We start from the raw sequence: 12,488 nt of genomic DNA, 5'->3' as shown, positions 1-12,488 counted from the left end.
TGGACGAACAATGACAAGGAGCCGGCGTCCGCCGGGCATGTCAGTGCCTGACCTCCAGGTTCCACAGGGGGAGGTACTGGTCGACCATGGTATGGGGCATGCCCTGAAGTCTGGAGGAGGCTAGAATCCGGGGGGTGCGGGCATAGAGCCAATCACTGGGGGAGAGGTCGCTGACCTGGCGTGCGTATGCCCCGAGCCGAGTCGCATACTCCTCCTGACTGGCCGAGCAGAGTACCTGATCCCAGGCGTCCTGGACTGCACGGTTGTCGAAGAGCATGGTGGTGTTGGGGTCTGCAAACCGGCCGATCTGATCATTATCCATGGTCAGGATGGTCATGTCGTAGTCGTGGCGGTTCAGGACCTGGTCGCGGAAGGTGGGGCGATCCACCATGGTGACCCTGCTGGGTATCCCCACTGCCGAAAGTTGGGAGGCGATCATGTCTCCGATCTGCCTGCCGTAGGTGTCCTGATAGACCAGGCGCAGGCCGCCCTTGTAATAGGACTGGGAGTAGTAGGAGGCGAACTGGGAGGCCTTTTCGGAGTCGTGCGGGAAGGCCTGGAGCCCGGCATCAAAGCCCGGACTCATTTCATTCAGCGGCCCACCCAGGGGTTTGGCGCCTCCGGCCTCAAGACTGGCCAGGGACTGGCGGTCAAGGGCGTAGCGGACGGCCTCGCGTACGTGCTGGTCGGAGAACAGGGAGTCGGGACTGTTGTTGAAGGCCAGGACCAGGTTGTTCTGACTGGGGCCGGTGGAGAGTTTGACCTCACTCCCTGCCCCGTCCGCCGCTTCCTCGGCCGGGGCCGCCTCGGTGGGGGTGAGGTCGACGATGGCGTCGAGGGTTCCCTTCTGCACCTGCTCGACCGCGTTTGCATCCTGGCTGTTGTAGGTCAGGACGACGGTCGCCGTTTTGGCCGTGTCCGGCCCCTTGTACTGGTCGTTTCTGGTCAGGGTCAGCGATGATCCCGGTCGCCAGTCCTTGACCTTGTAGGGGCCCGATCCTGCAGATGCGACGGAGTAGTTCACCTGGGCCTGACGGTCGTAGACAATGCCTGCACGGCCGCAGAGGGCCCTGGGGAGGTGGGCATCGGGCTTGCTCAATCCGATGGTCAGGGTGGTGGTGGACGGGGTGTTGACCTTGGCCAGGTTGGTCAGCCACTCATGTCCGACATACTGTTTTTCGACAATCTGCTGGAGGGACCAGAAGGCATCGGAGGAGTCCAGGACCCGTCCGTCCGCGAACCGTGCGTCAGCGCGGATATGGAAGGTGTAGATGAGTCCATCGGTGGAGACGTCCCAGCTCTGGGCCAGACCAGGGGCTGGATCGCCCTGTGGGTCGGGGGTGAGCAGGGTCTGGTAGACGTTCCCAAGGAGGGCCTGCTCGATCGGCAGGTCGGTTTCGGTACGGATGTCCAAGGACTGCGGGGCTTCGCGGGCGGCTATGCGGATGGTGTCATCGGATCTGAGGATTCCCAGGCGGGGATTGCCCCTGCCGATGATCAGAGGCCAGGCCAGATAGACACCGGCAGCCAGCATCGCAGCCACCAGGATGAAGACGATGCCTGATTTGGAGGCCTTGCCCTTGTGCTTTGCCATGCTCCCGATTCTAACGGGGCGGCGGGTCAGTCCAGGATTCCGGCGCTGGGGCAGGTTGCGGACAGCGGGCAGTTCAGACAATCCGGTTTGCGGGCATGGCAGGTCTGCCTGCCGTGGAAGATCAGTCGGTGGGAGAGGTCGGTCCAGTCCTCGGGAGGGAAACAGTCACATATCTCGTGCTCGATTTTGACGGGGTCGGGGTGGGTGCTGCGCCAGTCCGTCCTCCACCGCAACCGGCCCGTGACCCGAGTGACGTGTGTATCCACAGGGAAGCCGGGAATCCTGAAGGCATTGCCCAGGACCACGTTGGCGGTCTTGCGCCCCACTCCCGGCAGCTGGGTGAGCTCCTCCATGGTCTTGGGCACCGTTCCCTGGAAGTCGTCGACCAGCATCCGGGAGAGTCCCACCAGGTGCTCCGCCTTGGCGTGGTAGAACCCCACGGAGTGGATGATGTCCTCGATATCGAGGGGGTTCGCCCCGCCCATGGCCGCGGGGTCAGGGTAGCGCTCGAAGAGCTCCGGAGTGACCGAGTTGACCCGTTTATCCGTGGTCTGGGCACTCAGGACCGTGGCTACAAGAAGCTCGAAGGGGTTGTGGAAGTGAAGGGCGCAGTAGGCTTCCGGGTACACCTCCCGGAGGATGTCATATTCGGCGTGCATTCTGGCCAGGCGTTCGGCCTTGGACTCCCTTCCGCCGGTTCGCCTGCCTGCAGTGCCGTCCCCATCGGTATCGTTCTTGCCGGATTCTCTCCTACTGGTCACTGTCGTTCGACTTCTTTTCCTCTGCCTTCCCCTTCCGGGGTGAGGCGGTTGAAGGTGCAGGACCCTGGGTTTGGGGGTCGCCCTGCGATGGGGGCTGTACCCGACCCCTGCCTGCCTTCGCTGATTCGGGCGGGTCAAACCGGTATCCCACGTTTCTCACGGTCCCGATCAGGTGTTCGTATTCGCCACCCAGCTTGGCTCTCAGACGGCGGATGTGCACGTCGACCGTTCTGGTGCCGCCGTAGTAGTCGTAACCCCAGACCTCCTGGAGGAGTTGGGCCCTGGTGAAGACCCTGCCCGGGTGCTGAACCAGGTACTTGAGCAGTTCGAATTCCTTGTAGGCCAGATCGATGGGGCGGCCGTGAACCCTGGCCGTGTAGCTCTCGGTATCCACCACCAGGTCACCGCAACGAACCCGGCCCGTGGGGACCTGATCCTCGGTGATGCGTTGATGCTGGTCGGCCTGGACCTGGGGGGTGTCCCGCTGGCAGACCAGGCGCAGGCGGGCCTCCACCTCGGCCGGGGAAGCGGTTTGGACCACCACGTCCGCCACGCCCCATTGGGCGTTGACCACGGTGAACCCTCCCTCGCTCAGAATCAGGATGATCGGTGTTGTCAGTCCCGAGGCGCGTAACAGGCTGCAGATGGTCTTGGCGTTCGCCAGGTCGTCGCTGGCATCGATGAAGAGGACGGTGTCCTCGGGCATCTTGACCAGTGAGGCGGCATCCAGGGGGAGGACCCTGACGCGATGGGAAAGGAGGGCCAATGCCGGCAGAACAGTCGCGGGATCCTTGGCAAAGGTCATCAGCGTCAGATCGGTCATGCCCCACCCTCCTTCATCGTGTGCAGTCCACTGTATGCGAACAGGATGAACAATTGTCATCATTGTACAATCAGGCTTGTCGCCGGTCTCACAATCCGATACAGGGTATTCCGTGCCGTGGCCGTCCTCAGGGAGGGTGCCTGGCTTAGGATTGTTGGTAACGACCGGTCAATGAAACCTGCCGAAACCGGTGAACAGGAGGATACGTGGTGGATACCGTCAAGCGGACCGGGGGTAAATCCCCCATGGTGGCCCAGCTGCTGACCCTTGCCCTGCTGATTCTGCCCTCCCTGGCGGCCTGGGCGCTGGGAGTCCTTGGTGTGTCCGGTATCCTTCAGGCTGTTCTTGTGGTGGTCGCCATATTCGCCCTGGTGGCCTGCTGGCCCTTCGTGGGTCCAGGTATCCCCACCGATCCGGATAGGGGTATCGCCGCCCTGCTGGGTCTGATATCGCTGGCTCTTGTCTTCATCCTGCCCGGCTTTACGGGTCTGGAAGGGATCTGGAGCAGTGGGGGCGACCCGGGTTCCGCCTGGCCCTTGGCCAGGCTTTGGTTGGAGTCCACCGGCCTCCTGCTGACCATCCTGGCTGTGGTCATGTTCGTCCGGCAGATGGTCCGGAAGAATCGGCGAATGGTGATTCGCGGCATCTCCGCCACCGCCCTTTCCGGTCTGGCGGTGGTCGGTGCGTCGGGATGGGTCCTTCTTCCCTCCCTCTGCTCGCTTGTCGCCGGTTCGATGGAAGCCGCCCCTCTGGCCGTGGTGCTGGTTGTGGTGGTCGGTCTGATTCTGCTGGTGGGGCTTGTCCTGGCCGGTAGGGAGTGGGGGCGGGATCTGGCTGTCGCGGATGCCGAAGAGGTCGAAAAGACTGGCCAGACCAATCGTGTTGGGCCTGCCTGGTTTGGGATGGCCCTGGTGCCGGTCATGCTTTCCGGAGCCTTGGTGGTGCTGTCCATCACGGCCCTGCACTTTCTGGTCTGACAACTCCCCTGTCTGTTAGTGGTTCAGGGGAGGATGCCCAGGTGCTCCATGAATATCTGGACGCCCATGGCGATAAGTATGATGCCGCCTGCTATCTGGGCCGGCTTGCACCATCGCGCTCCGAAGAGGTTGCCGATTCGCAGGCCGAGCATGGAAGCCAGGGCCGTCACCGTTCCTATGACCAGTACGGCCAGCCAGATATTGACATCCATCAGGGCCAGGCTGGCACCGACCCCGAAGGCATCGATGCTGGTGGCGATGGACAGGGGGAGCATGTTCCTCCAGGAGAAGGGTTCCTTGGCCTGGGTCGACGGCTGGTCCTCCTTGTAGGCAATCGCCTTCGATCCGGTCTCCTCTGAATCGGTTTCTTCCCGGCCTGCCTTGCCCTGTTCGGTTCCCTCCTCCTCATCGGGTTCGAAAACCGCCTCGCGAATCATGTTGATGCCGATGATTCCCAATAGTCCCATGATGATCCAGTGATCAACCGCTGTTACATAATCTTCAAGCAGGGAGGCGGCGAAGTAACCGATCAGGGGGAACAGGGCCTGGAACCCTCCGAACCAGAGTCCGACCAACCAGTGATGACGTACTTCAAGCTTACGGACGGTGAGTCCCTTGCCTATGGACACGGCAAAGGAATCTGCGGACACGCCTAGGGAAATCAGTATGAGTCTGATGAACACAGCATTCCTCGATACGTTCATCCCATAAGGGGATGGGCCTCGACCAGGTTTCCTCGAACCCGCCTACGCCTCGGGTGCGTTGACAGCGGAACTGCCGAATAGTCGGCTTTGAATTCGCTGAATGCTGTTCACTTGTCACGCCTACTAGATACAAGTGCTCAGTATACCCAACTGAGGCGGGGCGTGGCAAGGTGTCTTCGTCGAAGGGCCGCCCTATTTATCCCGATATGTGACCGCGTAGAGCTTGCCGTTCTGATATCGGGCCATGTAGACGTCAGAGACCTTCCTGATCCCCTTGTCGTTCAGGCTCTTCATCAGCCACTCCTCGTCCTTGCCCATCATGTCCAGTACATCGGGATCGGCACGGCCGTCCAGGATTACCGGATAGCGCACGTCCTGATCCTCCTTGGAGATGACCGTCAAACCGCCGTTCTGCTCGACGATGCATCGCTTGACGTCCCGGATATCGTTGATTCCCTTGGTCCGCAGCTTGAAATCAACCTCCTTGGCGGTCAGGTTCACCTTCAGGCAGTTCCTGACCAGGAGTTCCCCGTTTTTGATGATGGTGACCGGCTCCCCGTCAATGTACTTCCCCACGATGTGGATGTGGGTCTTGGCATACCTGGTCAGCAGAATCAGCGCAGCCCAGATCAGCAGGATGACGACATACTGGGCCATGGAAATGGAGTTGCTGTAGATCACGCCGCCGATGATGCCGCCCAGTATGTAGTTCTGCAACTGGTCCATGGGTGAGGTGGGGGCAAGGTTCCCCTTGCCGGTCACGTTGATCAGGAGGGTGATGAAGAGAAGACCGACAATCAGCTTCAGGGCCACGTTGACGTAGAAATTGATATCCATGGGTCACTCTCCAATCACGGTGATGTCGGGCTTGTAAAGGTCGGCCTTCTCCAGGAGGAACTCCGAGCCGGAACTGTTGAACACCAGGGTGTAGTAGCCCTTGGGTGTCTTGATGATCATGTCGTTGTTCCTGGAGGTGTCGTTGATGCTGATGGTCCGGGGGTCCACGTCCAGCTTGGCCGCCGACTTCTCGATGACGACGGTCAACTGGCCGCTCTGGACACTGGCCGTGCGCAGGTTGGTGAAGTCGCTGTACTGTATGGCGGCAGCCAGCAGGAGGAGGGTGCCCAGGATGATGGCCAGGTCCTTGAATTTCCGATCCCACTTACGTCGGGCATACATGACCAGGAAGAAGAGGAAAGCCAGGGCCAGGGCGACGATGATGACGATCTTGATCAGCCGCCAGTCGGTCTGGCCCCCTTTGAGATAGGTATAGGTATAAAAGGTCATAGCGGCTCCCTGCTATTACGGGCATCTCCTACTTGGCATGGTAGACGGGTCAAGAGGTAATCGATGGATTTGAGGCGGTGCGAGCGCCCTTGCTCGGCAACACTGTGAGCAGTTGCACATTCATCTGCGGATATGCAAGTGGCGTGCCGACAATACGGGGAATGTCGACACACCACTTCCGCCACAATGGGCGGTGAAATCAGAACGGTCCGTTGACCTTACTTCTGGTTGGCCAGGCGCTCGCGAGCGGCCTTGATCTCGGTTTCGGCAGCCTCGGCATTGGTCCAGAAGTCGCCGGGCATGACCTCCTTGCCGGGCTCCAGGGCCTTGTACTGCTCGAAGAAGTGCTTGATCTCCTGCTTGTGGAAGTCGGAGACATCGTCGATGTCCTTGATGTCATCGAAGCGGACATCGGCGGGCACGCAGAGAACCTTGTCGTCGCCGCCCGCCTCGTCGACCATGTGGTACAGGCCAACGGCGCGGCACTCGATGATGCAGCCGGGGAAGACGGAGTTCGGAATCATGACCAGCGCGTCCAGCGGATCGCCGTCCTCGCCCAGGGTGTCCTCGATGTAGCCGTAGTCGTCGGGGTAGCCCATGGAGGTGAAGAGGGTACGGTCCAGCATGATGCGGCCGCTTTCGTGGTCCACCTCGTACTTATTGCGCGAACCGCGGGGAATCTCGACCAGCACGTTGAAGGTCTCTGCCATAGTCCTGTCTCCTTTGTCTGGCCGTGGCCACGCGGGCTCGGCCGAATCGGGTGTTTTCTCATACACAGCATAGCCAGGCGGGCGCACATTCGACCACATCCTTTCCGGGTTGAGAGCCTGGCCGGTTCCCGGGGTCATACTCAGGGTCCGCGGGGTGGAGGATGCCTGGCTGGATGACTTTCGAAGACAGTGCATTTCCGCCCCTGCTCCCAGCCTTGACCATCCCTGGCCGAGGATTTCAATCCGAAGAAAAGGACGAAGATGAAACAAAGAAGACAAGGCCCCAGTCCGCTGGCTTTGGTGATTGCCCTGGTGGTCATGCTGGTGCCGCTGTCGCCGGCCATGGCGGGAGGTGGGTCCGGGCATGCCGGAGGCGGCGCAGTGGGGCATGGCGCCTTTTGGCAGGGCTGGGCCTACCGTGACGATGATTCGGGAGGGTTTGGTGGTTATACGGTAGCCAGTATCGACAAGGCCTTTGGGGTCATGCGTATCAGGGACGGGGCGAATGGCACCACGGCCCGGGTCAAGCGGGAGGCCTTGGAGGAGGCCAACAGGAACTGCATGGGCAGATTTGACCAGGCCCATCCCGACAGGGTCGGTCAGGGGAACTGCCGGGTCACCGGCGTGGGCGTCGTTGTCGGCATGAGTGATGGGCAACGGGTCTTCGACGGGGTAAGCATGGCCCAGCACTCCATTTGGATGGACAACTGGCGACGGTCCGTGGCGGTCCGGCCATACAGCAACCGGGGTGTCTCCTACCGAACAAGCCAGGCTTTTTGGGACCAGCCCGGAGATTCGCTGGATGGATTGGCCGAGCGGTATGCCGGCAACGAGCGCGGCATCTCCCTGGTGGTGCTCATGCTTAACGACTTCGAACCCAGGCCGGCCGATCAACCGCCAACCCAGGCCGACAAGCAGGTCGAGCTGGGGACCAGTGCGGACCAGATGACGAATCAGACGCGGATTACCACCAATACAGGAGCCAACGGCCGTGAACTGGTTTTCCGAGACGACTTCCATCCCATGGGGCAGCGCTACACCGTCGGCAACCAAAGGGTGGTTGACCTGACGGATGGGCAGGACCTGAGCGGTCGCTTTGACTTCAACACCGTGACCGGGGCCACCCCACCCGCGAATCGTGCCGTGGCCGTTTGGCGGGGAGGTGACATGCCGGCGAACCATGTCTGGCAGTGGGGCCTGGATGTGACCGTGCACCAGCCGACCATCAATATCCTGCAGGATACGGGTGCTGTCTGGTGGAAGGGGGTAACCCTTGAGGTCGAGCATCCTACCCCGACACGGAGCTTCCCCACCTGGGCGCCCAACCCCGACAAGTCTTGGGTGCTCCGAAACCCTTCAACAGGCCAGTGGCGCACCGTCATCGATCCGGAACGCACCAACCGGACCGGAGCCGATGGTCATGTCTTTCTGGACGGTGACGAGGTCGGTGCCGTGGTCAACGCCACCGTGGATTCCGGCCTCATCCAGGCTCCCGACTTGCTTTCCTTGGATGACGACTGGTCCGCCGCCGACTATCTGGTTGATCAGGAAGGTGCCGAAAAGGTGCGGGTCTATGAGGCCAAAGGTGTAGCGGATGGTGATGGCCGTTACCGGCAGAGCAGCGTTTCGGACATCAGTGAGCATGGTGTTGACGTGACCGATCGGTTCGATATCACCGCTTCTGGAACGACGGTCAGAGCCAGGGCCAAGAGCGGTTACCTGGCGCGTTTGCAGAGGATGCCGAACCCCTTGCAGGTGACCATGCTGGTGCCGTTCGTCGTCAACTTCGCCAATGGTGGCGGGGCGGCGCAGGTCCGGCAGGATATGGGCAAGGGCCCGGGTGAAGAGGTGAACTTCTGTGCTGCCATGCCTGCCCAGCCAGGTGGGGACGGGTCCTTGACCAACAGGGGATTCCAGACCGTCAATGGGCAGACCGCTGAAACCAACCGTCCGGGTATCTGCGCCTACCTGCCTCCCGTCAGGAAGGACGTGGTCTCCGAGTCCAGCCAGGGAGGCACCCAGGGAAGTGTGGACGGAAAGATCGTCCATCCCGGCCAGCGACTGGAGTACCAGCTGGACTCACAACCCTCCCTTCCCGCAAGCCTGGCCTATCCGGTCAAGGAGATTACCTTCACCGACACCTACGACCAGTGGTTCAGACCGGACAAACAAACCCTTGAGATGATGGACCTTGCCAAGGGTAGGCCGATTCCCAAGAGCGGATACTCCACGCATTGGGACGATCGCCTGCACCTGGTCCGTGTTTCCCTGAAGGATGCGGGTCTGATTGGGCAGTGGCGGGCCTCGGGCAATCCCAGGGTCCAGCTTCGCTTCGAGGGAGTGGTGGATAAGGCGGCCCCGACCGATCATCGGGTGGACAACCAGTGGGTGCTCACCATCAATAACTCCCTGACCCCCTCGAATCGGGTCGTCAACCCGCCCCCGAAGGTCAACCCTGTCAAACGTGTTGTCAGCTCCCGCGATCAGACGGTCAGCATCGATGGGCGGACCCTTCTCCAGGGGGATACGGGGGTTTACCGGATAACCATGGATGTCAGCCAGTCCGACCTGGCATACAAGGTATGGAGACTTGGCCTGGTGGATGACTTCGACGATGAGCACCTCAGCATTGATCCGGGCCACATCCGGGTCATGGGATCAGACGGGCAGGACTATACCGCTCGGTTCAACATTCAGATTCAGGGTGGGGTTGTGTACGCCTTCGCCAGGACCGTCGACACCTTCATCCCGGCAACCGGCCTGACTGTAAATGGCGATCCGCAGCCCGCGGATCTGGCGGCCTATGCTCGCAGAATCGGGCATAGCCCTCTGGGTGAACCGTCCATCGACCAGTCCCTGCTCGGGCGCACCTATGATCTCATCCTGCCCTACCGGGTCATCAGGGTCGGGCGCGGACAGGTGCTGAGGAACCAGGGCATACAGGTGTTGAATGACATCAGGCGCAAGACCAACGTCGTCTCCAACCCCCTGCAACCCCTCAATCCGACCAAGGACGTTGTGGTGGCAGTGGGAGGCAGGGGCTCAGATGGCAGGAGCGTCTACCGTGACGATTCCTTCCTGTACAGGTTGGACTCAAGCATCCTTCCCCCAGGCAGGGCCTACCCCCAGGTGGACCAATGGCGGATTGAAGACCAACTGGTCCCTGCCGTGGATCGGTTTACGGGGCAGTGGGCCGTCTACGCCTCTCGGGACCTGTACCGGGGTGGCAAGGTTCTGGTTCATAAGGGTGGGCAACTGGCTGGTTCCGACTTTGATGCTTCGCCATTGGGCGGTGATCTCTTCACCCTGGCTTCGGGGTCGGATGGGAAGGTTGCGATTACCGCCACGGCAACATATCTGGCCATGGTTTCCGCCATGCCCGACCAGGAGGTGGGGTGGCGAGCCTACCTGCAGTGTCGTCGCCTGGTCACCGTCGATAGGCATGAGAACCGCTTCACCGAGTACTACCAGGACAAGGTGATTCCCTCCAATGCGGTGTGGACCAGGACGCCGGAGCTGACCCCAGGCCTGCATGTGGAGAAGTTCGACAAGGTCAGCGGGTATCCGGATGGCGATCGGGACCATCCCGGCCAGGCCCTGCCTGTCGCCGGTGATACGGATATTGTCTTCCGTATCACCAACGATTCCGGCAAGGATCCGGGTGCAGGAGGAGGTGCCCTTTTCCGGGCCAAGGATCTCACTCTGGAGGATTGGACGGTCAATGGCGGTGGCCGGGTCATTGACTTCAGGTATCCGCAAGGGTGGAATGACCTGATTCTCAAACCCGGACAGTCGGTGGACGTTCATGGAACCCTGGTGGGGGTGTCCGGACACCATACCGACAGGGCGAGGGTAAAGGGAAGTCCACTGACCGCCTGTCCGGTCGATTCTCCTGACTCCATGCCGGATCAGGACGGCTCCCTGACCCGGACGGCCGCAGCCGGAGGATCCGAGCCCGTCGAGGGGCAGATCCTGTGCGCAGACACCGAGGTTGAGTCCAACCTTGATGACTGGAATGGGACCTCGTCAGGCTTGTCGGCAACAGGTGCCCAGGTTTCCCTGGCCCTGGTCCTGCTCACCATCTCGTCCTTCGTCGGGTTGGTCGTCCTCCTTGTCGTCAGGAAGAGGCGGAAGTAGCCGGTGATCTGAAAAGGCAGCCGGTTTTGACCCCTGGAGACCCCTACCCTTTTGCCCGTCCTGGCCCCTGCTCTCCAGATTTCCTCCGGGAAACCTCAGAGTGGTGAGCGATGGCGGGAGAAAAGAAAAACCTGGAATTCCTCAGAATTCCAGGCCACTGGTAGCGGGGTCAGGATTTGAACCTGAGACCTCTGGGTTATGAGCCCAGCGAGCTACCGAACTGCTCCACCCCGCGTCGGCTGTGTTGCACAGCAGTTATCCATCTTACGGATTGGTCGACTTTTGTCAAGTTTGGGCGATTGCGTGGGTCACCAATCGGAAGTCCCGGGGTCGCCGAAACCGGATAGGGGATAATGGACCTATGCCTATCACCGTCCCCACCGGGTTGCCTGCCAGATCCATCCTGGATTCGGAGCGCATCTTTGCCCTGGAGACCCATGAGGCGGAGCGTCAGGAGATGCGCCCGCTCAGGCTGGTCATCCTCAACCTGATGCCCAAAAAGGTGGAGACCGAGACCCAGCTCCTGAGGCTGATTTCCAAGTCGCCCCTCCAGGTCGACGTCGACTTCATGAAGACCTCCACCCACGAGGCCACCCACACCAGCCAGGACCACCTGGTCAAGTTCTACGAGAACCTGGATGCGCTCCGGAACAACTGCTACGACGGCCTTATCGTAACCGGGGCACCGGTAGAGCAGCTGGAGTTCGAAGAGGTCGACTACTGGGATGAACTGACCCGTATCCTGGACTGGGCCGGTAGCCATGTCTTTTCGACCATGTACCTCTGCTGGGGTGCCATGGCCGCCCTCTACCACCGGTACGGCGTCGCCAAGCACCTCCTCGACCGTAAACTCTTTGGGGTCTTCCCCCAGTACCTTCAGGACGAGTACTGCTTCATCACCAACGGGTTTGACGAGATTTCCCTTCAACCCCACTCCCGCCTGGCCGGTGTGGACGAGGACCGGGTGTGGGCCTGCCCGGACCTGCAGGTGCTGACCTGGGGCCCCCAATCTGGTCCCGGCCTGATCTGCACCCAGGACTTTTCGGAGATATTCTCCCTGGGCCACTGGGAGTATGACCGCGCCACCCTGGCCCAGGAATATCGCCGCGATACGGATAGGGGGCTCTGCAATGTCCCCTTCCCGACCAACTACTTCCCCCACGACGACCCCACCCTGGAACCCGTCTTTTCATGGCGGGCCCACGCCAACCTCCTTTGGCGCAACTGGCTGAACTGGGTATATGAGACCACTCCCTACGACCTGGCCATGGTTCCGGCCCTGCGTGCGGCCGGCAAGTTGGGCACGGACCGGTCCATCAGGCACGAGCCGGGTGCGCCCCGTCGCGACCGGTACCGCCCCCTGGAAACTGATGGATACGGGCTGGTCAGGGGAGGCTTCGACAAGGTCAATGAAGAGTTTTAATCTTCCTATCGGCCAGTTCCGGATGGAATTTTCGGTGCCCAATCTGATTTTCGTAACAAACCTGTGAGGTGT

10 protein-coding genes and 1 tRNA gene are annotated in these 12,488 nt (G+C 61.1%); 3 read left to right on the top strand and 8 right to left on the bottom strand.

Annotated features, from left to right (window positions below; all coding sequences use genetic code 11):
* Positions 1-40: 40 nt before the first annotated feature.
* The 3 genes from bcor_RS06410 to bcor_RS06400 form a co-directional block, all read right to left on the bottom strand.
* Positions 41-1,594 (bottom strand): ABC transporter substrate-binding protein, encoded by a 1,554-nt coding sequence (locus bcor_RS06410; protein WP_033498358.1) that lies wholly within the window; start codon positions 1,592-1,594, stop codon positions 41-43.
* A gap of 26 nt (positions 1,595-1,620) precedes the next feature.
* Positions 1,621-2,253 (bottom strand): endonuclease III, encoded by a 633-nt coding sequence (gene nth, locus bcor_RS06405; protein ID WP_033491302.1) that lies wholly within the window; start codon positions 2,251-2,253, stop codon positions 1,621-1,623.
* A gap of 91 nt (positions 2,254-2,344) precedes the next feature.
* On the bottom strand, positions 2,345-3,178 hold the full coding sequence (locus bcor_RS06400; RefSeq protein ID WP_033498360.1) for a winged helix-turn-helix transcriptional regulator: 834 nt from the start codon (positions 3,176-3,178) through the stop codon (positions 2,345-2,347).
* Positions 3,179-3,384: 206 nt separating this feature from the next.
* Here bcor_RS06400 and bcor_RS06395 point away from each other — a divergent pair, with 206 nt between their 5' ends.
* The gene (locus bcor_RS06395) at positions 3,385-4,155 is read left to right on the top strand and encodes a hypothetical protein (RefSeq protein ID WP_033498362.1); all 771 of its coding nucleotides are present in this window, start codon (positions 3,385-3,387) and stop codon (positions 4,153-4,155) included.
* A 23-nt stretch (positions 4,156-4,178) separates the two neighbouring features.
* Here the strand turns inward: bcor_RS06395 and bcor_RS06390 are convergent, their stop codons facing one another.
* The 4 genes from bcor_RS06390 to bcor_RS06375 form a co-directional block, all read right to left on the bottom strand.
* Complete coding sequence (locus bcor_RS06390) at positions 4,179-4,838, bottom strand: manganese efflux pump MntP (RefSeq protein WP_081870388.1); 660 nt, start codon at positions 4,836-4,838, stop codon at positions 4,179-4,181.
* A gap of 213 nt (positions 4,839-5,051) precedes the next feature.
* On the bottom strand, positions 5,052-5,696 hold the full coding sequence (locus bcor_RS06385) for a DUF421 domain-containing protein (RefSeq protein ID WP_033498366.1): 645 nt from the start codon (positions 5,694-5,696) through the stop codon (positions 5,052-5,054).
* A gap of 3 nt (positions 5,697-5,699) precedes the next feature.
* The gene (locus tag bcor_RS06380; protein WP_033491195.1) at positions 5,700-6,146 is read right to left on the bottom strand and encodes a DUF3290 family protein; all 447 of its coding nucleotides are present in this window, start codon (positions 6,144-6,146) and stop codon (positions 5,700-5,702) included.
* Positions 6,147-6,364: 218 nt separating this feature from the next.
* Positions 6,365-6,856, bottom strand: a complete 492-nt coding sequence (locus tag bcor_RS06375; RefSeq protein ID WP_033491197.1) for an inorganic diphosphatase — start codon at positions 6,854-6,856, stop codon at positions 6,365-6,367.
* A 261-nt stretch (positions 6,857-7,117) separates the two neighbouring features.
* On the opposite strand from bcor_RS06375, the gene bcor_RS06370 reads away from it, so the two are divergent.
* Complete coding sequence (locus tag bcor_RS06370; protein ID WP_033498368.1) at positions 7,118-10,993, top strand: LPXTG cell wall anchor domain-containing protein; 3,876 nt, start codon at positions 7,118-7,120, stop codon at positions 10,991-10,993.
* Positions 10,994-11,151: 158 nt separating this feature from the next.
* Here bcor_RS06370 and bcor_RS06365 read toward each other — a convergent pair.
* Positions 11,152-11,228 (bottom strand) — tRNA-Met (locus bcor_RS06365).
* Positions 11,229-11,354: 126 nt separating this feature from the next.
* Here bcor_RS06365 and bcor_RS06360 point away from each other — a divergent pair.
* Positions 11,355-12,416 (top strand): homoserine O-succinyltransferase, encoded by a 1,062-nt coding sequence (locus tag bcor_RS06360; RefSeq protein WP_033498369.1) that lies wholly within the window; start codon positions 11,355-11,357, stop codon positions 12,414-12,416.
* Positions 12,417-12,488 lie beyond the last annotated feature (72 nt).

It is taken from the genome of Bifidobacterium coryneforme (assembly GCF_000737865.1).
Lineage (GTDB): Bacteria > Actinomycetota > Actinomycetes > Actinomycetales > Bifidobacteriaceae > Bombiscardovia > Bombiscardovia coryneformis.
Note: the sequence above shows the minus strand (reverse complement) of the source record. Positions and strands in the feature narration are given on the sequence as shown.